This window comes from Bradyrhizobium sp. LTSP849, assembly GCF_000938255.1.
Taxonomy (GTDB): Bacteria; Pseudomonadota; Alphaproteobacteria; order Rhizobiales; family Xanthobacteraceae; genus Bradyrhizobium.
Window position 1 is genome coordinate 19,604 of sequence record NZ_JYMR01000015.1, and the last position, 19,263, is coordinate 38,866.

The 19,263-nt window shown below is 64.7% G+C and carries 18 protein-coding genes; 12 read left to right on the plus strand and 6 right to left on the minus strand.

Features of this window, described 5'->3' with window-relative positions:
• The first annotated feature begins 149 nt into the window (after positions 1 to 149).
• The 5 genes from UB31_RS11735 to UB31_RS11755 all read left to right on the plus strand — a co-directional run bounded on the left by UB31_RS11735 (position 150) and on the right by UB31_RS11755 (position 4,112).
• A complete protein-coding gene (locus UB31_RS11735; RefSeq protein ID WP_156175309.1) occupies positions 150 to 1,217 on the plus strand; it encodes a hypothetical protein in 1,068 nt (355 codons plus the stop codon).
• 118 nt (positions 1,218 to 1,335) lie between these two features.
• Entirely contained in the window at positions 1,336 to 2,148 is an 813-nt protein-coding gene (locus UB31_RS11740) for a hypothetical protein (protein WP_156175310.1), read from the plus strand.
• Positions 2,149 to 2,200: 52 nt separating this feature from the next.
• A complete protein-coding gene (locus UB31_RS11745) occupies positions 2,201 to 2,407 on the plus strand; it encodes a hypothetical protein (RefSeq protein ID WP_045011003.1) in 207 nt (68 codons plus the stop codon).
• Positions 2,408 to 2,553: 146 nt separating this feature from the next.
• On the plus strand, positions 2,554 to 2,817 hold the full coding sequence (locus UB31_RS11750) for a hypothetical protein (protein ID WP_156175311.1): 264 nt from the start codon (positions 2,554 to 2,556) through the stop codon (positions 2,815 to 2,817).
• Positions 2,817 to 4,112 carry a relaxase/mobilization nuclease domain-containing protein gene (locus UB31_RS11755; RefSeq protein ID WP_045011005.1) on the plus strand — a complete coding sequence of 432 codons (1,296 nt, stop codon included), beginning with the start codon at positions 2,817 to 2,819 and terminating at the stop codon, positions 4,110 to 4,112. Before UB31_RS11750 ends, UB31_RS11755 begins: the two co-directional genes overlap by 1 nt.
• 136 nt (positions 4,113 to 4,248) lie before the next feature.
• Here UB31_RS11755 and UB31_RS40395 read toward each other — a convergent pair whose 3' ends face one another.
• The 3 genes from UB31_RS40395 to UB31_RS41375 form a co-directional block, all read right to left on the minus strand.
• Complete coding sequence (locus UB31_RS40395) at positions 4,249 to 6,012, minus strand: AAA family ATPase (protein ID WP_245305980.1); 1,764 nt, start codon at positions 6,010 to 6,012, stop codon at positions 4,249 to 4,251.
• A complete protein-coding gene (locus tag UB31_RS11765; RefSeq protein WP_045011006.1) occupies positions 5,973 to 6,929 on the minus strand; it encodes a DUF4357 domain-containing protein in 957 nt (318 codons plus the stop codon). The genes UB31_RS40395 and UB31_RS11765 overlap by 40 nt, the downstream gene beginning before the upstream one ends.
• A gap of 107 nt (positions 6,930 to 7,036) precedes the next feature.
• Positions 7,037 to 7,207, minus strand: coding sequence for a hypothetical protein (locus UB31_RS41375; protein ID WP_156175312.1), 171 nt, complete (start codon positions 7,205 to 7,207; stop codon positions 7,037 to 7,039).
• A gap of 381 nt (positions 7,208 to 7,588) precedes the next feature.
• On the opposite strand from UB31_RS41375, the gene UB31_RS11770 reads away from it, so the two are divergent.
• Positions 7,589 to 8,470, plus strand: coding sequence for an aldose 1-epimerase family protein (locus tag UB31_RS11770; protein WP_045011007.1), 882 nt, complete (start codon positions 7,589 to 7,591; stop codon positions 8,468 to 8,470).
• A 6-nt stretch (positions 8,471 to 8,476) separates the two neighbouring features.
• Here the strand turns inward: UB31_RS11770 and UB31_RS11775 are convergent, their stop codons facing one another.
• Positions 8,477 to 9,652, minus strand: a complete 1,176-nt coding sequence (locus tag UB31_RS11775; protein ID WP_045011008.1) for an acyltransferase family protein — start codon at positions 9,650 to 9,652, stop codon at positions 8,477 to 8,479.
• 309 nt (positions 9,653 to 9,961) lie between these two features.
• Between UB31_RS11775 and UB31_RS11780 the strand changes: the two genes are divergently transcribed.
• Positions 9,962 to 10,777: a response regulator transcription factor gene (locus tag UB31_RS11780; RefSeq protein WP_045007871.1), complete on the plus strand. Its 816-nt coding sequence runs from the start codon at positions 9,962 to 9,964 to the stop codon at positions 10,775 to 10,777.
• A gap of 211 nt (positions 10,778 to 10,988) precedes the next feature.
• On the opposite strand, the gene UB31_RS11785 is transcribed toward UB31_RS11780, so the two are convergent.
• Entirely contained in the window at positions 10,989 to 11,753 is a 765-nt protein-coding gene (locus UB31_RS11785) for a transglycosylase SLT domain-containing protein (RefSeq protein ID WP_502691253.1), read from the minus strand.
• 114 nt (positions 11,754 to 11,867) lie between these two features.
• Positions 11,868 to 13,010 (minus strand): alpha/beta hydrolase family protein, encoded by a 1,143-nt coding sequence (locus tag UB31_RS11790; RefSeq protein ID WP_045011010.1) that lies wholly within the window; start codon positions 13,008 to 13,010, stop codon positions 11,868 to 11,870.
• Between the two features lie 147 nt (positions 13,011 to 13,157).
• Between UB31_RS11790 and pgm the strand changes: the two genes are divergently transcribed.
• The 5 genes from pgm to UB31_RS11815 all read left to right on the plus strand — a co-directional run bounded on the left by pgm (position 13,158) and on the right by UB31_RS11815 (position 19,131).
• Positions 13,158 to 14,804, plus strand: a complete 1,647-nt coding sequence (gene pgm / locus UB31_RS11795) for a phosphoglucomutase (alpha-D-glucose-1,6-bisphosphate-dependent) (protein ID WP_045011011.1) — start codon at positions 13,158 to 13,160, stop codon at positions 14,802 to 14,804.
• Positions 14,805 to 15,098: 294 nt separating this feature from the next.
• On the plus strand, positions 15,099 to 16,148 hold the full coding sequence (locus tag UB31_RS11800) for an aromatic ring-hydroxylating dioxygenase subunit alpha (RefSeq protein WP_045011012.1): 1,050 nt from the start codon (positions 15,099 to 15,101) through the stop codon (positions 16,146 to 16,148).
• Positions 16,149 to 16,152: 4 nt separating this feature from the next.
• Positions 16,153 to 16,905: a GntR family transcriptional regulator gene (locus UB31_RS11805; RefSeq protein WP_045011013.1), complete on the plus strand. Its 753-nt coding sequence runs from the start codon at positions 16,153 to 16,155 to the stop codon at positions 16,903 to 16,905.
• 10 nt (positions 16,906 to 16,915) lie between these two features.
• The gene (locus UB31_RS11810; protein ID WP_045011014.1) at positions 16,916 to 17,896 is read left to right on the plus strand and encodes a PDR/VanB family oxidoreductase; all 981 of its coding nucleotides are present in this window, start codon (positions 16,916 to 16,918) and stop codon (positions 17,894 to 17,896) included.
• A 221-nt stretch (positions 17,897 to 18,117) separates the two neighbouring features.
• A complete protein-coding gene (locus tag UB31_RS11815) occupies positions 18,118 to 19,131 on the plus strand; it encodes an IS5 family transposase (RefSeq protein WP_050044708.1) in 1,014 nt (337 codons plus the stop codon).
• Positions 19,132 to 19,263 lie beyond the last annotated feature (132 nt).

The window sequence follows — 19,263 nt, forward strand, 5'->3', positions numbered from 1 at the left end:
ACCGTGCCGAGGTCGAGAGGCTTTTGCTCCGAGCTTGCCATCCCGCCATCGACCTCGCGGTTCAGCTCGAAGCTCTCGAGCAGGCTGCGTCATCGTTTCGACAGCGGAGTGCGCGGCGGAGAGCTTCGGCTCGTATCAGGGTGGTCATCTTGCAATTGTCCGCGCTCCTGGACGCGGCACGTCAGGCGGCTCGCACCGGGTCGGCCTCCATCCCGTCCGAGATATTGCCCGAAACGTTCGACGCGCTGGTCGGGCGCTATCCGTTCTCAAACGTGGACATGGCGCCGGTGACGGCCGAAGCGCTGCAGAGCGCGGGCAGTCGCATAGGTTCCTTCAGGACGGCCGTCATCGCTGCGCCCGTCGCGCCCCATGTCGTGTACGCGGCGCTGCGCCAATTGCCGAGCGAGCCGCATCTGGTGGCTGTCCGATCGACACCTTTCCCATTCGACGCGGCAAAAACTTACTTCTTCGAAGGTCTGACCGAGCCCGCACTGAACGATCTGCGAAGGCGGCTCGGAGATTTCATTGTTCGAATGACGGATGTCGCGCCGGGCTTTCTTGAACATGTACGCGATCGCGTGTGTCTTGCGACACGGGATCCGGATCAGCAAAACCGGGGACGGCGAACGCTCTACAATTGGGCCGAGCCGTCGCCTGAAGCCCGCCTGGTATGGGACGTGCTCGAGGCGGTCCTGCAGCCGGCGACGGAGCGGCCGACGGCGCCGGTTCAGGACGTCATCGTTCGGATCGTCGATCTGCTGGCGGGGGCGATCGCCGCAGACGGCATCCGTCCCGACGTCATTTCGGCGATGTTGACGATCTGGGTCGCGAGCTGCCAGCACCACATCGTGGCAAGACGTCTTTCGGGAATGCTGGATGGAGCGCCGGGGCAGGCGGAGACGCCGCGACGCCGGCGTCGACGCGGCTTTTGGATCGCCTGCCATAGCGCCGTGCGTGACTCGGCCGCCGAACTTTGGCGCCGCGCGTGCATGGGCGACCATCACCATGTCGCGCAGCTTGGCGGCGATCCGTCAGCCTCGCTCGCCGGCGTCCTTAGCAACACGCCGAAAGGCCGCGCGACGGGATTGCCGGTGCCGACCCTCGATCTTGCCGCCGCAGCCACCGCCGGGACGACTTTTCGATTTCTCCGCAGGCTTGCAAAAGCCTGCGCGTCCAAGCTCCGCCCGCAAGCCGAGCCCGACGTCCTCAGACGATAGACATCGCTTCTCCGACAGGTAACGACATTCTACGACAATTTGCACGCAAGGTTCGTGGGAGCCATGTTCGTCAGGCCATGCCCTATTCAGTCGCTCATCAATGGAGGAGACGCAACTGATGCCGGGGTGGTACTTCATCGTCGTTCTGTCCGCCATCGGCGGCCAGGGAAAGAGCCTGTTTTCCGAGCTCGTGGCGCTGATCTTGCGCTCGCTCGGATGCGATATTCAGGTCTTTTCCGCTGACGTTCAGCAGCGGTTGGCTGCCAAGCTCGGCAGCGTCCACGCGATCGACATCGATCTGTTCGACTCACCCGACGATCCCCTTGCCCTGTTGCGGGCATTTTCGCCCTTGTCTCTCGCCATCGACCAGGCGGCGGAGAGCGGCGGCAGCATCGTGCTGGACACGGCGGCCACATGGGACAAGCCGGTCGTGCGTTTCCTGTGCGACATGGGCCTCGACAAGGTGATTGCCGATAGCGGCGGGCAGATGATCGTCGCGCTTGTGACCACTTCGAATCGTGACGCCATGCGGGCATTGGCGACGACCAGCGACTTAGTGCGCGCGGCGCTGCCGCTCGCCCGGCCGGTGTGGGTGCTCAATGAACGGGTCGGCACCGTGTTCCCGGCGGATTTCGACCCTGGCCTCCTCGACCTGGAGGCGGACCACTTCGCCAAGATGCGTGCGGGCGTGTCGGAGATCGTACTGCCACGCCTGGATGATCGTCTCTGGCAGCCCGTGGACCGTACGGGACTGAATCTCATCGATTTCGTAACCGCCGATCCGGCAAAACTCGCCGCGTTGTGGGTTGATGCCGCGGGCCGGCCGCTCGATCGGCTGTCGGCGGCAGCTGTGCAGCGGCGCATCGCGAGCTGGATCGCAAAGATGATGGAGGAGGCCTCGCGCGGCCTCAGGTTTCCCCAGGCCGATTAGGCTCGTCGCGATCTTCGCACGAGCCGAGCAGCGCGGGAACAAGGCCGCTCGCATGCTGATCCGGCGCCTCGCCCGATCGACCAGCCATCTAACCTTGATCCGCGACCTTCCATGGGAGTTTCAGTTGTTGACACGGGCCGAACGCGAGCAGGTCCTCAGACTGCGGGCCCGTATCCAGCGGACCCGGATCGGCCCGTGCGAGCACATGCTGCGGCGGCTCGGCCGCTGGATGGATGCCGTCTGGAGCGAAATCAGGTGAATGGGGGCGGCTCCAAGCACGGCCGGGAAGAGCCATTGGCGAAGCATCCAGAGATTGGCTGTAATACGCCAAACGCGACCAACGCCCCATCTTCCGTGCGCTTGCCGAAAGCCCTCAAGGACGCAGCCACCGCGCGAGCGGCCTCGATGGAGACCGATCTCAGTCAATACATCAGGGATCTGATCGAAGCCGATCTGTCCGGAACGCGTCCGCGCAGGAGGCGCGCCAAATACGACGGAATAAGACAAAAACTCGCTGAAATCCACGCAGCCATCATTGGCTGCGCGAACGAGGTCAAGCAGAGCCGCACTCGGGTCGCGGATACCGAACACCACGCGCAGATGATCACCTTGCTGCAGGATGCAGTGTCCGCCTTGCTGCTGCTTGCTCGCTCGATCGGGCCGCGGTGATGATCGGGCGCGCCTTTTCATATCGGGGGTCGCTGACGGACGCCCGTCGTCTCGATGCACACCTCTGGAAGGAAAAGGATCAGCGTCCGGAACTGGTTGAGATGCGCAATCTGTGCGTCCGTCAGACCATCGATGGCATGCAAGTCATGGCGGCCCTGACGGCGGCGTCCCGTGCCGAGATTGCGCTCTGGCATCTCTATGTTTCGCCCCGGAAGACTCTGACGGCAGCCGAGGTGGCGAGGGTGGTCGACCTTGTCGTCACGGAATTCAAGGTGCGCGACCACCCGTTGATGGTGTTCGCTCACAACGATAAGCCGCGGGCGGGCGGGGGTGCGAATCATCTGCACCTGCTGATGGGGCACGTCTCCCCGATAACTTTTCGGGCGCTGGACATGCGTCACCATGCGCCGAGACTTCACAAAGTCATGGCGCTCGCGGCCTATCTGATCGAGGGCAAGGCCGTCCCAAGCCGTTGGCAAAAGTCGATTATCGAGGCGCTTCGTGCCGACGGCAACGATCACGTTGCCGACTGGCTGATCGACGAACTTGGGGCCGTGCCGGTCATCAATGCGCCGCGCATGACCGATTCCATGCGCCGTTCGGCTCAGGCGGCCGGCTTTCCGCTGGCCGGGTTTCAGTCGGAGCTCGAACGTCTATGGAAGAACTCAGCGACGGAGGCGGAAATGGCCTGGTTCTTTTATCGAAACGGTGTGGTGGTGAGACGCGGGAATGCGGGGAACGTTATCGCGTTCCACCATGAAAAGCTGTTCGTCGGATCGCTGCACCGCATTCTCAGGCAGGACGCCTTGATCGTCCATCAAGAGGCACAGCGCCGGATCCCCCGGCTGCTCGACGCCGATGAAAGCATCGCACACAATGTTGCTCCATCAAACGCTTGGGCAGAACTGCTGAAGCCGTCGGATGCCGAGCGGCGCGCCCGTCTCGATCTGCAGAAGAGGATCGATGCGATCGAGGGGCAGTTGGCCGGTTTGAAGACGGAACGGCTATCCCTGATCTACCAATCGCGCCACGCAGGTTCGCGCGAGCAGAGGTCCCAGGACGAGATCGGCACCCGCATCCGTCGTCTTGCCCGGGCTGAGTCCATTCTGGAAGAAGCGATTTCGCTGCTGTGGCAGAATGCGGGGTGGATGACCAGATCGGAGCTCGAACTGATGCAGGCCGCCGAGAGGATCGTCAGCTCCGCGGCGGAGAACATCGCGCCAAATCGCTCGGACATTGAGATTACACAGCGCGAGGAAATCGAACAGGCGCTTGTTCCGGGCTGGAGCCCTTAGAGGCGGAGCTTCGTCTCGCTGAAGAACTTTCGAAACCGGCTTCAAGGCGCTCGGCCAGGATGCCAGATGGGGACGTTCGATGACAATGCCTGAGGCCTCCGCCCGCTGGTCAGGCCGGGCGATCGAGAAAGATCGTTCAATGGCTGCTTGCGTGGCCGTCGCGCTGGCGCAACACGATCTCGACGAGGCGGCGGAGCCGTCGCACCGATCCGCCGCGCCAATGGTGCGCGATGGCGGCTGTTTCGGTCAGTGTCAGGCCATCGATCCAGCGCTGGTCCATCCCCTGGTCGCGCAGGAGGTCGGTGACCACCACGGGGAGCAGGGCTTGAAGGTCCGCCTCTGACGGCTTGGGGAAGACAATATGACGGAAGCGATCGAGCAAAGGAGAGGGCAGATTGTCGATGAAATTCGCCGTCGCGACGTAACAAACGTGTCGCAAGTCCACAGTGGTCTGCAGCGCGGGGTCCGGATATTGTCGCGCCGAGTCGATGTCGAGGAACCCAAGAAGGCAGTCAAACAGGCGGCCATGGTCTCTCCCGATCGCGGCCTTGTCGAGCTCATCGAGCAGGATAAGTACGTTGGCATGCCCGGCGCGGGCGATCGCCAGAAGCGGATGGCATGGCTGCGCAGTCGCCCATCTGCGGTCTGTCCCGGAGAAGGCCGCGCCATCGGCGCCGCTGGAATCGGTGCGCCACATGCCGATGCCGAGAAGCTGCTGCAGCCGTTGCGCGAACCGCGTCTTGCCGCCCCCAGGCGGCCCCACCAACAGCAGCGGGCGGAAGGCGACGGTAGGACGGCCGACCAGATCGGACAGCACGAAATCGACGACACGGGCCGCATAGCCGAATTCGGCCATCAACTGGCGGCGCAGCTCCGCAAGCGGCGGCGTCTTGATCAGCGGCAAGGGCACATCGATCAGGCCTTTCAGCGGCCTGATGATCTCATTGAATTTGTGGCCGGCCATGGTGACCGGATCCGTCCGCACCACGACGACATGGCCATCGGGAACGGCCAGGAGCGGCCCCGCCATATCCACGTCGCGGCGCGCTGCCTTCCGCACGTCGGCTTTGCGCAGACGCTCCCGGGAGCGGGCGAACGCTTTCTCCTCGGCCTCATCGATCCTGCGGCGGGCCATGCGGGCGCCGAGCATCGCAGCTACTCGGATCGCCGGCGTCTGGAATGCTCCCACCACCTCGTGTGCGCAGACGGGCAGCGCCGCCCAGCCATAGACCACGGCCTCGACCTCGGCGGCGAGCGCGACGGGGATGGACTGCGGAAGCTTGCGAAGGGCGGCGACAAGCGCGCCTGCGACACGGCGTTGTTCCTCACCGTGCGCCCTGTCGCGAGGTAGCGCGAGCGAGATCAGCCGGACGCAATCGGCAAGGCTCCGGCACTCCGACTTGTCCTCGCAGACCGCCCGTTGGTCGAGCTCGACGGCAAGCGCGCATCCATTTGCGGCATCGGGCGTGTCAATCCAGCTCACCGTCAAGGCGATGCCGGGGCAGACCGTCTCGATCTCGGCGGCGAGGCGCTGGTAGATGGAATGGTCGGCGCGCGAGGCCAGGACCGCGTAGCGCAATACGCGCGGCAAGTCGGCGGGGGCTTGCTCGCCGGATGCGGAATCTTCGGCCGCGCCTTCGATGAGATCCTCATCGAAGTCGCTCAGTGGCGGGTCATCCAGATCATCTATCATGAGGTTGCTCGGCTCCCGTCGACGCCGGAAAGCGCGGCGACGGCCGGTCCTATTGTGAAAATCGCGGATCGCTCTTGCCATCGCGGACGAGGGCAAGGCCCGGTCGAACGCGATGGACGAACATGGACGCCGCAGGAAACTTCCTGCGGCGTCGAGTCGCGGTTGGTCTAGAGCTGCATCACCGGTCGCGGATCGACCGGCCGCCACTTCGAGCTATCGACATGCGCCCCGCACACCGCTTTGGCGGCGGTCGCCATCGAGGGGAAGGCGATGTCGACGGTGATACGCATGCGATCGACCGCACCCGGGATTGGTGTCAACACGCCGGCCTCGAACAGGGCGGCGCGACGAGCTCGCGTCACCGGACTCGCGCTCGGGTTCGTGGCGATGCGGAAATCCGAGCCGGCCGCCACGACGAAACGGTCGTTGGCGGGATAGCCGCGCGCCCAGATCGTCTCATCGTAGCGCAACTCGAACTCCGCGCCGCCCGGCGGCAGGTGCACGTCGATCTCCATCGGGCCGCTCTCGGCGTCGTCGGCCGTCTCCGGCGACAACGCCGGCGCGTCCACCTGCGGCAAGCCGCCCGGCATCGGTTCGAACGCGGTCACCCCGGCATCGAACAACATTCGCTTCGCGTCTTCGAGAATGCGCTCGTGCAGCGGCATCTCCAGCGGATCGATCTCGGGCATCCGCGGCGGGCTGCCGGCAGCCACCTTCATGACGCCGCAGCGATCGGCCGCATGCGTCAGCCAGAACTGCAGGTAGGCCGCGGTCTCCTTCGTGAAGCGCACTTCCTTCGAGGTTCCACGCACCACGACCATCAAGCGGGCCCACGCCTTCTGCGGATCAGCGAGGTGTTCGCCGAGCCGCCGGCTGAAGCAGTTCGTCTCGCCGCGATAGATCGGAGCGCTGCCGTCCGTGGCGTCGCCGGTCATGGCGTAGAACGCCGGGCAGGCGAGCTCGCTCGCCACGAGCCTGGAGGCCAGGCTCATCGGAAACACCAGCACCCGGACGTGGGCGGCGCGGTCGATGATCTCGCGAACGTCGGCGACGCCGCCGTAGGCGCGGTACACATGGCTCGTGGTCCGCGTGCTGATGAGCGGCTTGTCCTTGAAGTACGACATGTTGAAATCTCCTGTTCAATCGATTGTCCGTTGGGATCCGAACGACAGCCCGCCCGGCATCTGCGTGCCGAGGGTGTGCCGTTCGGAGAACTCGATGGAGCCGAGGGCTAGTGGATCGCGATCGACGACAGCGAATGGTCGCCGGCCGTGCGCGTCAGCTGGCCCGACGAGCCCGTGAGCTGCGGGCGCGGGAGGCGCGACCGGACAGCCACTTGGGAGACAGGAAGATCAAAAGCGAAAAGCGCCGACGAATCGGCCATATACTGGCGGATAGCCATTGGTAGACTCCTATTCAGTCTGCTGTGGTTAGGCCGCCGTCCGATCTGATCCATCGGCGGTGGCCGCCTTTGCCGTTATTGCGCAGGCAGGACAAATATAGAACAAATTGTGGCCTTGCGCCATCGAATAATGAAAATATCGTTAATTTTTCCCCCGCGAACTTCGCAGCGGGGGACTTGCGCTCGTGACCTGTGCAGCCCAGTCCTTCGCTAATGCGCAAGCCGAGGCGACCACCTGCAGGCTTGCTGCTGCGCGGACAGGTCGCTTCGAGCAATCGCTAAATACAGACACTTGGCGCTCTTCGCGCGAGGCCAAAGTCGGGCGTCTCCGCAAATCTGCGTTGCCTTGCTGCCCCTGGAGCCGCGGTGTAGATGTCCGGTATGAGTGATGACATCCACTCCCTCTGTAGCGGAAACCTCACCGCCACCATCAAAGCGCACGGCGCCGAGATGTGCTCGCTCAAGCACGCCGGCACTGACTTCGTCTGGCAGGCCGGTCCCGCCTGGGCGCGCCATGCGCCGCTGCTGTTTCCGATCGTCGGGCGCCTCGTCAATGACGAAATGCGGCACCGGGGCAAAACCTACCGGATGACCCAGCACGGCTTTGCGCGGGACAGCCGCTTTGCATGGGCGCAGCGTGGCGACAGCAGCTGCACGTTGGTGCTCGAGGACAGCGAAGCGACGCGCGCGCTCTACCCGTTCGCGTTCCGGCTGGCCGTGACCTACACGCTCGACGCGGCCGGCCTCGATGTGACGCTGAAAATCGTCAACCCCGGCGAGGAGACATTGCCGGTGTCGCTCGGTGGCCATCCCGGCTTCAACTGGCCACTTCAGCCCGGAATGTCCAAAGAGGATTACGCGCTGACATTCACGAACGAAGAGCCATCTCCGGTTCGCCGTGTCGAGGGGGGACTGCTGCTCGCGGCAACGGATCCGAGCCCCGTCCGAGGCGCCGTGCTCCCCCTGTCGGAATCCCTGTTCACCAACGACGCTGTCATTATCGATCCCGTCAACAGCCACGCGGTCCGCTATGCGGCCGGGCAGGGCGCCGGGCCCTGGCTAAAAATGTCATGGCGTGGCTTTCGCGAGCTCGGCGTCTGGTCAAAACCGACGGGCGCGCCGTTCCTCTGCATCGAGCCCTGGCGTGGCTATGCCAGCCCCAAAGACTTCGACGGCGAATTCACTGACAAGCCGGGCCTGATGCATATCGCAGCCGGCGCGGACGAAGTGTTGTCGTATCGGATCGAGGTCGGATCGTCCTGAGACGGTTCACGCGCCTGCGCTGCGGCCGTTCAGCATCACGCCTGCTGCGGTGACCGGCTCCGCGCGCATGCCCTTGGACGCCGACGACGTCAGGCGGTGCGCCAGATCCTGCGCGCGCCGTTCGACCAGATGCCAGGTCGCGCGCGCGACGAGATAGCTCAGCGCCGTGGTGACGACATAGGCGAGCAGCAGCGACACCAGTCCGTCCGCCAGCGGCCAGACCTGGCGCAGGCCAAAGATCACCGCGAAGTGCGACAAATACATCGAATAGGAGCTGCGGCCGAGCGCCTCGATCGGCTGCAAGCGCATCGCAAGGCGGATGCACCAGAATACGAGTGCGCCGAGCACGAGGTTGATCACGAGATAGTTGAACTCATGCGAGCCGGTCGCGCGGTCGGCGACAAAGGACAGCGCCATGAAGCCTAAGTAGATCGCGGCGTCCGATTTCGCAAAGCCGTCGCGCAGCGCGAAGAACAGCGCGCAGCCGACCAGGAAGATCGGCAGCTGGTTCAGGAAGCTGATGTGCAGCGCGTTCCAGACGAAGGCTTCGTGGCCGGGCCCGAAATAGGCCGAGAACAGCGCGAAGGCCCACGGCTTGAACAGGCAGACATTGACGAGATGCAGCACGATCGCCAGCGCGAGATAGAGATGGCGGCGCGATCCGAATGCCGTGATCACGAACGGGAAGACGAGATAGAAAGTCATTTCCGCTGCGATCGACCAGTCGCCCGGCACCACGCTGTTGACGCTGTCCGGCCAGAAGCCGTGCAGGAACGTCGCAGTCAAGATCACCTGGAGCGGCCCGACGCCATCAGGCGCGTTGGTGCTGGGTCCCGTGCCGTTGATGACGAGGTAGAGCGGGATCGCGAGCCAGAACAGCGGCGCGATGCGCAGGAAACGGCGGATGTAGAATTTGCGGGTGGGGTTGGTTTCCGACGTGCGCTGCGTCCACATCAGGCACATCGTCATGGCGCTGACGAAGTAGAACACATTGACGCCGACCCAGCCGCAGACGAACGTGAAATCGACGGCGTGGATGTTCGACGGAAACGACTGCGAGACATGGATCGCCATCACGCCGGCGATGGCGAGGCCGCGCAGGAAATCGAGCGTGTGCGAACGACTGAGCGGCGTTGCGCCCTGATCGGTCCGACCGGCAGCCAACCGGGCCTGCCCCTGCATCACGCCTGCTCCGTGGTCTCGCGTTTCTCTCGCGCTTGCGATGGCGAAGCATAGAGGCGCGGCCGGTCAAACCGAAGCGGAAGCCTTTCTTTACCTTAACCGGCGGTTGAATCCGGAACCGAATGAGCGGGATTGTTGGCGTCGGGGCGGATCAGGCTGTTCGTGCCAGCAAGGTCCTGCGCAACGATGCGCGCAGTGAGAAGTGTGGGGCAATTCATACTTAATACTTCAATACCATGACGAATATTGTTTGGGCAGCATAACAAGCCTAGTATTCCAGCAGGCAGTTTCGGGGGGCTCGAATAAGCCGTGAATGTACGTTCACAGGACAGCGCATCGCGCGGCGACCTGGATTTTCAGGTCGGCTCAAACGCACACAGGACATCCAACATCGTGGCTGATTCCGCACTTCAGGAATTGCGTCCGGTCGGCCGCGAGCGGCTGGTCGTCGTCGAGGACGATCCGGTGACGCGGACGATGCTGGTCGGTTACTTCAGCGAGAACAATTTCGACGTGGTCGGTGCCGGCTCCTGCGCGGAGTGTCGCCAGGCGCTGCGCGGGCGCGCCGATCTCGTCTTCCTCGATGTGCAGTTGCCCGACGGCGACGGTTTTGAGCTCGCCAAGGAGATCCAGGCCACCAGCAACGCGGGCATCATCTTCGTGACCCGCCGTGACACTGACGTCGATCGCATCCTCGGGCTCGAGATCGCCGGCGACCACTACGTCACCAAGCCGATCAACCTGCGCGACCTGCTCGCGCGTGCGCGCAGCGTGTTGCGGCGGCGCTCGATCGATCGCAAGGCGGCGCGTAACCACAATTCGATCGCCTTCGGCGACTGGATCATCGACCTGACGCGGCGCGAGCTGCTCGGCAGCGACGGCAAGCCCGTGGCGCTGACGCGCGCAGAATTCGACCTGCTTGCCGCCCTCGTCGGCGCTGACGGACGGCCGCTCAGCCGCGACTATCTGATCGAGGTCGTCAGCAATCGCCAGGCCGAGGTCGACATCCGCACGGTCGATGCGTTGGTGGCGCGGCTGCGCCGCAAGCTCGTCGGCAGCGGCACGCCCGTGATCGCCACCGTCACCGGTGTCGGCTACAAGCTCGCGCTCAGCGAGCGGCTCTAGGGGTCAGCCGCTGAAGCCGACGACGAGGCGGATGGCGATGAAGGTGGACGTCGCCACGGCCGCGGTTGCGAAGATCGCGAACAAAACTCTCAAACTGTTGTGCATGGTCTCTATTCGGGTTTACGCAAAAAACTGATCGTCCAATCGGCACGGTTGCCCGGAAAACGAGCGTCCGCATTTGTCCATCAACAGTGCCAGGCTCGTCAAGGGTTCAGCGCGAGGCGACGCGCTTCCATTTGGCTTCGATGCGCGCCTTGATCAGGCCGACGCGGGCTTCCTGGGCTGCCCAATACGCCCGGCTTGCTGCGGTCGTGCCTTGACGGTAGCGCGCATAGACGTCCTTCGGCTGTGCCAGCACCTTTGAATCGCGCGCTGATTTTGGCATCGCCGCCGCCACTCTTGGCGCCGGTGCGACCGTCGTTGGCGCCGGCGCCACATCCGGGACGGCCGCAGCCTGGGTTCCCAGCGCTGGCGAGTTCATGGCGAGAAGGCGGTTGCGGGCGCGATTGCAATAGACCTGTGAACGCGGGGTCATCGTCTCCTCGCCGTGACCCGCCCGGTATTTCATCAGCGCGCGACAGAGATCTCCGCCGGCGAGACGCCAGGCGCGGCTGAGATAGATCACCCCATAATGGATGTTGATGTCGGGCTCTGCGAGCTCTGCCTTGTTGCCGCGGAATCCGAGCATCGCCGCGGTTTCGGGCCGCACCTGCATCAGGCCGACTTCGCCGACGCTGCCGACGACGGCCGAATTGTATCCGCTCTCGACGAAGACGACGGCCTCAGCGATGTCGGCAGGCAGGTTGGTCTTGGCGGTTTCGCGTTCGATGATCTTTCGGATCGAGGCCCGGGAGGTCGGCGTCTCACCGGCGCCGAGGTCTGCGCCGTCGCGGCCAATGGCCGAATTGGTGTCCGCGTCATTCACCGCGTCGTCTTGCGCATAGGCGCATGTCGAGGCCATCAAAAGCACAGCCATCGCCACGTGTCGCCACGTCGCGTGGTGATGTGGATGTGCCGGGTTCCGCAGCATAGGGAACGTCTTATATCGTCCGAGTTAACAACCGATTTGCCATGGGCGATGACGGCATCGCTATCGTGCGCGCGAGCTCTGGTCCGTGGACGTCTTCTGCGCAGCCCCGGCGAGCCGGTCATCGACCGCATAGAGCGTGCAGGTGGGCGACCATTTCATGCAGGCCGCGAGCGAATCGCGTTGCGCGTCATCCGTCGTGGTGCGCCCCGAACGCCAGCCGTAACCGCCGTTGGGCGACACTGCAAAGGCCTTGTGCGGCATGGTGCTGGCGAGATAGCGGGAGAACTCGGCGCGCGCGGCGTCGTTGAACCCGCTGGGCGGCGGCAGCGGATCGGGCGGGCTCAGGATGTCGTGGCCGAGCCCGCGCTCACGCAGGAACGCGTCGACGAACGGCGTCCATTGCGGACGGCCCTCCACCGAATAGAGATAGTGGCCGTCGTCGCCATAAGGCGGCGCCGCGATGAATTTCGCGTTGCCGCCACTGGTGCGAAATCCGTCATAGAGCCGGCGCGCCAGATCGGGGCTGAAGAACAGATCGTTGGTGGCATAGACCCACAGCATCGGCACCCGCGAGGTCTTGCCGAAGGAGGCGAAGGCCTGCACCAGCCCATCCGGATTGCAGACGTCGTCATCGTCGCGCGAGCCGCGGCCGCCGGCAAAGCTGATCGCGGCAACGAGACCGGGTGGCGCCTGCGCCGTCAGCGCGACGGTGGCGAGGCCCCCGGCGGAATGCCCGGCCGCGATCATGCCTGTCGTCGTGACGTCGGCCCTGCGTGCCATCGCGTCGATCGCGGCGCGCAAGTCGGCGACAGCGACCGCGGCTGCCGGCAAATAGGCGGCATTGGCGCAGCCGCCGACGCTGTCGACGCGGCCGCCGGGCGAGGTGCCGTAGCCGCGCCGCATCACGATCAGCGCGGCAAAGCCGCGCCGGGCATATTCGAGCGCGATGCCGTAATATTTGTGCGCTGACATGGTCGCGCGATCATCGTAGTCGCGCGGCGAGCCGTGGCTGAGCAGCGCGAGCGGATAGCGTTTCGTCCCGGCCGGGCGAACCAGGAACGCCTCCAGCCCCTGCGGCCCGGCCTCCGCCATCGGGATGCGGAGATCCTCGGTGTAGAATTCGGCGGCGCGCGCATGGGGCGCGGCCAAGGCCATTGCCAGCCAGGCGATCAGAACAAACAGAAGCCTGTGAAACAGCGCCATGACCCGACTCGAAATGACCTGATCAAAAAAACACCATAGCACGATCTCCGGAACGGCCGCCCACCGCGCGTGTTGTGCCCTTGGCGGGGGCCGGGCCGATGCTATGGTGTCCCGCAAACTCTGTACGACAGGACGAGGGTATTTCCAGTGGCTGATGTCAATCCCGCGGCGGGCAAAGTGGCCTCGCCGGACGTGCTCGCCAACATTCCGCGGCTCGTGACGGCCTATTTCGCCAACAAGCCGGATGCGACGGACCCGGCGCAGCGGGTGGCGTTCGGCACCTCCGGCCATCGCGGCACCTCGCTGAAGAACTCTTTCAACGAAGGTCACATCCTCGCGACCACGCAGGCCATTTGTGATTACAGAAAAGAAAAGGGGCTGACCGGCCCGCTCTTCATCGGCATCGACACCCATGCGCTGGCCGAGCCCGCGCTCGCCAGCGCCGTCGAGGTGTTCGCGGCCAACGGCGTCGAACTCATGATCGACAAGGACGGCGGCTACACGCCGACGCCGGTGATCTCGCACGCGATCCTGACTTATAACAAAGGCCGCACCAGCGGGCTCGCTGATGGTGTCGTCGTCACGCCCTCGCACAATCCGCCGGAGGATGGCGGCTACAAATACAATCCGCCGCATGGCGGCCCGGCCGACACCGATGTCACCGGCGTGGTCGAGAAGCGTGCCAACGCCTATCTCGCCGACGGCCTCAAGGGCGTCGCGCGCATGGACTATGCGAAGGCGAAGAAATCCGCGAACGTCCACGCCTACGACTTCATCACGCCCTACGTTGCCGATCTCGGCAATGTCGTCGATCTCGACCTGGTCAAATCCGCCGGCATCAATATCGGCATCGATCCGCTTGGCGGCGCTGCCGTGCATTACTGGCATCCGATCATCGAGCGCTATGGCCTGAAGGCCACGGTGGTGAACGAGGCGATTGATCCGACCTTCCGCTTCATGACGGTGGACTGGGACGGCAAGATACGCATGGACTGCTCCTCGCCCTACGCCATGGCGAGCCTGATCGCGATGCGCGATCGTTTCGACGTTGCCTTCGCCAACGACACCGACGCCGACCGCCATGGCATCGTGACGCGCACCAACGGATTGATGAACCCGAACCATTATCTCGCGACCGCGATTTCCTATCTGTTCGCGCACCGCCCGAACTGGGGCAAGGACGCCGCGATCGGCAAGACCGTGGTATCGAGCTCGATCATCGACCGTGTCGCCAAGAAGCTCGGCCGCAAGCTGGTCGAGACACCGGTCGGCTTCAAATGGTTCGTCGACGGTCTCCTCACGGGCGGCTTCGGCTTCGGCGGCGAGGAGAGTGCAGGGGCCTCGTTCCTGCGCCGCGACGGCGGGGTCTGGACCACCGACAAGGACGGCGTCATCCTCGGCCTGCTGGCAGCCGAGATCATGGCCAAGACTGGCCGCGATCCGAGCCAGCTCTTTGGCGATCTGACCGCCGAGCTCGGCGTGCCCCATTACGCGCGCATCGACGTTGCTGCCACCGTGCCGCAGAAGAACATCCTGAAGTCCGTGACGCCCGAGCAGCTCGGCCTGAAGGACCTCGCCGGCGATCCCGTTCGTGCCACCCTGAGCAAGGCGCCCGGCAACGGCCAGCCCTTCGGCGGCATCAAGGTCGAGACCGATTTCGGCTGGTTCGCCGCGCGGCCTTCCGGCACGGAGGACGTTTACAAGATCTACGCGGAGAGTTTCCGCAGCACCGAACACCTGAAGCGGATTCAGCTGGAAGCCCAGGCGGGGCTGAAGAAGGTGTTCGGGGCGTAAGGCGCCAAGCCGAAACGCCGTGCCGCCTTCCCGGCCAGTGGAAGGCCTCGCCGTACCAAACGGTGTCATCGCCCGCGCAGGCGGGCGATCCAGTACGCCGCAGCGGAAATTGTCTGAACCAATGACCGCCGCGGCGTACTGGATTCCCCGCTTTCGCGGGGAATGACAGCGGGGGTATAGCTGTATACATAATATCATATTTAGGTACTATAGTACGCCAATTTCGGTCTTGAATGATTCTATCCCTCAACTATTGTATACATAACGTATTCATAAGCCGTGGGAGTGAGACCGATGACCAAACCCTTCCCCATGAACGCTTGGTATGCCGCTGCCTGGGACGCCGACGTGAAGCCGGCGCTGCTGCCGCGGACGATCTGCGGCAAGCACGTCGTGATGTACCGCAAGGCCGATGGCTCCGTGACCGCGCTGGAGGACGCCTGCTGGCACCGCCTGGTGCCGCTGTCGAAGGGCCGGCTCGAAGGCGACACCGTGGTCTGCGGCTATCACGGCCTGAAATACAACGCGCAGGGGCGCTGCACCTTCATGCCCTCGCAGGAGACCATCAATCCGTCGGCCTGCGTCCGCGCCTACCCTGTGGTCGAGCGGCACCGCTACATCTGGCTCTGGATGGGCGATCCCGCTCTGGCCGATCCCGCGCTGGTGCCCGACATGCACTGGAACCACGATCCGGCCTGGGCCGGCGACGGCAAGACCATCCGCGTCAATTGCGACTATCGCCTCGTGCTCGACAACCTCATGGACCTCACCCACGAGACCTTTGTGCACGGCTCATCCATCGGCAACGAAGCTGTGGCGGAGGCGCCGTTCGACGTCACCCATGGCGAGAAGACGGTGACGGTGACGCGCTGGATGCGCGGTATCGAGGCGCCGCCGTTCTGGGCCAAGCAACTCGGCAAGTCCGGCCTCGTCGACCGCTGGCAGATCATTCGCTTTGAGGCTCCCTGCACCATCGCCATCGACGTCGGCGTGGCGCCGACCGGTACTGGCGCGCCGGAAGGCGACCGCTCGCAGGGCGTCAACGGCTTTGTGCTCAACACCATCACGCCCGAGACCGACAAGACCTGCCATTATTTCTGGGCCTTCGTCCGCAACTACCAGATCGGCGAGCAGCGCATCACCACCGAGATCCGCGACGGCGTCTCCGGCATCTTCCACGAGGACGAGCTGATCCTGGAAGCGCAGCAGCGCGCGATGGACGAGAATCCGGATCGCATCTTCTACAACCTCAACATCGACGCCGGCGCGATGTGGACGCGCAAGCTGATCGACAGGATGGTCGCGAAGGAAAACCCGCCGCAGCATCTCCAGGCCGCGGAGTAAGGACATGGCCGAGCGCGAGGTCGACCGCTCCGTCTCGCAGACGGTGAAGGCGCAACTCGCCCTGCGCGACCAGATCCTGTCGGGCGCGTTGCGTCCGGGCGAACGCATCTCCGAGCTTCAGGCGGTGGAGACGACCGGCGCCTCGCGCACCCCGGTGCGCATGGCACTGGTACGGCTGGAGGAGGAGGGACTGCTGGAGGCGATCCCTTCCGGCGGCTTCATGGTCAAGGCGTTTTCCGAGCGCGACATTTCCGATTCCATCGAGCTGCGCGGTACGCTGGAAGGCCTCGCCGCGCGTTTTGCCGCCGAGCGCGGCGTGTCCGCGCGCGAGCTCGAGCCGCTGAAGGAATGTCTCGCCGCGATCGATGATCTGCTGCGGCAGGTGCCGAACTCGGTCGATGCCTTCTCGTCCTATGTCACGCTGAACGCGCGCTTCCATGCGCTGCTCACGGAACTATCGCGCAGCCCGCCCTTGATCCGGCAGATCGACCGCGCTTCGGCGCTGCCGTTCGCCTCCCCAAGCGGCTTCGTGATGGCGCAGTCTGCGCTGCCAGAGGCGCAGCAGATTTTGATCATCGGGCAGGAGCACCATCGTGTCGTGATCGACGCGATCGAGAACCGTGAAGGCGCCCGCGCCGAAGCCATCATGCGCGAGCACGCCCGGCTCGCCGTGCGCAATTTGCGCCTCGCCCTGCGCAACCGCACCCATCTCGACCTCCTGCCGGCGCTTGCGCTGATCAAGACCGCAACCAACTAGGGGGAGTGCCATGCGCTTCATCGAAACCTGGACCCCGGCCACGCTCATGTCGACGCGTGATCTCGCGCCCGGCATCCGTGAATTCCTGATCCTGCCGGATCAGTTTGACGGCGCCGCCTATCCCGTCGGCAGCCACATCAATGTCAGCGTGACCATCGACGGCCTGCCGGAGACGCGGTCCTATTCGCTGGTCGGCGAGGCCTCGTCGCGGGGTTTAAGGATCGCGGTGCGCCGCGCGGAGGATTCCCGCGGCGGCTCGCGCTACATGTGGCAGCTCGCGCCGGGTGCCCGGCTCGACATCACGCGGCCGTCGTCACTGCTCGCGGTCGACTGGGCGCGCGAAACCTATTGCCTGATCGCCGGCGGCATCGGCATCACCCCGATCCTCGGCGCCGCGCAGGCGCTGGCGCGCCGCGGGGTGGACGTCACGCTGCACTATGCCGTGCGCGGGCGCGGTGATGCGGCTTATCTCGACGATCTTGCAAAGCTGCTCGGCGATCGCCTGGTGGTTCATGCCAGCGACGAAGGCAGGCGGCTCGATCTCGACGCGGTGTTCGCCTCACTTCCGCAAAATGCGCTCGCACTGTTCTGCGGCCCGATGCGGATGCTCGATGCCGCGCGCCACGCCTGGATCGGAGCCGGACATCCGCTTCCCGATCTCCGCTACGAGACCTTTGGTTCCAGCGGTACGCTGCCGACTGAGACGTTTCGCGTGCGGCTGAAGGGCACCAATACCGAGCTCGAGATCCCGCGCGAACGCTCGATGCTGGATGTGCTCAACGCCGCCGGCCACGATGTGATGTACGACTGCAAGCGCGGCGAATGCGGCCTCTGCGCCATCGACGTGGTCGCGGTCGACGGCGAGATCGATCATCGCGACGTCTTCTTCAGCGACCATCAGAAGCAAAGCAACCAGAAGATCTGCGCCTGCGTCTCCCGCGCCCGCGGCACCATCACGGTGGACACGCTGCTCCGCGCGGATGCGATCTGAGGCGGCTGCGGCGGGATCGATTTGGGCGGAATGGACGGCGCCGCGGGCTCCACCTCTCCCGCTTGCGGGAGAGGTCGGCGCGAAGCGCCGGGTGAGGGTTCTCTCCTCTTGGGGAATCCCTCTGTGGAGACACCCTCTCCCCAACCCTCTCCCGCAAGCGAGGGCTTTGCACAAATCGCGAATCTGCGATTCACTAGGAGAGATCTGAAGAGGGTCTTGGGATGGCATATCGGCAGGTTGGGCAACCGAGCTTCGCAGATGCGCTGGCGTCGCGGCGTGGGAAAGGCGGTGCGGTGCTGAGGCGGATTTGCGAACTGGTCGATTGGGGGGCTGTGGAGCGCGTGCTGTGCGGCCTTCCGGAACCTGAGCGTGGCGCGCCGGCCTATCCTCGGCTGGTGATGTTCAAGGCTGTGCTGTTGCAGCAATGGTACGGGCTGTCCGATCCGGAACTGGAAGAAGCGCTCGATGACCGGGCCTCTTTCCGCGACTTCTGCGGCTTTGCGCTGGGCGACGAGACGCCCGACCATACGACGATCTGGCGCTTCCGCGAAGCTTTGCAGCAGGCCGGTCTGGACGAGACGCTGTTTGCCGAGATGCTGCGCCAGATCGACGCGCGCGGGCTGGTGCTGCGTCGAGGCACATTGATCGACGCCAGCCTGATCCCGGCGGCGGTGAAGCCGCCGAAGCCGCCAAAGGACCCGCTGCCGCCCGGCCCAGACGGGCGCGCGCCGAGCAAGCTGGTCAACAGCGAGCGCGATGCGGATGCGCGATGGACCAAGAAGGGTGGCAAGCGATACTTCGGCTACAAGGCGCATGTCGGTGTCGACCAGTGCTCGGCGATCATCCGTCGCAGTAAGCTGACCGACGCTGCGGTCAACGATACGGTGCCGGCCGATGAATTGATCAGCGGCGACGAGAAGGCGGTCTACGCCGACCAGGCCTATGACAAGCACGAGCGCCGCGCCGGGCTGGCTGCCCGGGGCATCAAGCCGCGGCTGATGTTCCGGCCCAACAAGCATCATCCCCTGACCGAGCGGAAGAAGCGCTTCAACGACGCCGTGGGACGCCGCCGCGCGCCGGTCGAGCAGGTCTTTGCGCGCCTCAAGGGCGTTTACGGCTGGGCGCGCGCTCGCTATCTGGGCTTGGCACGCAACCATACCCATCTGCGTCTTCTCTGCTTGGCCATGAACCTCAAACGATGGGCGGTGCTGTGTCCCGCGGGAGGTGTGGCGTGACTGCCGTAGCCCAACGCCATCGATCGGCCACGAAAACAAGGCCGTCTGCGTTCGCTCGCCATCCGAGGCCACACAAAAAAATGCCCCACATCGAGCCTCACTCCCGCACGGCCAATTAAGCAAAGCCCTCGC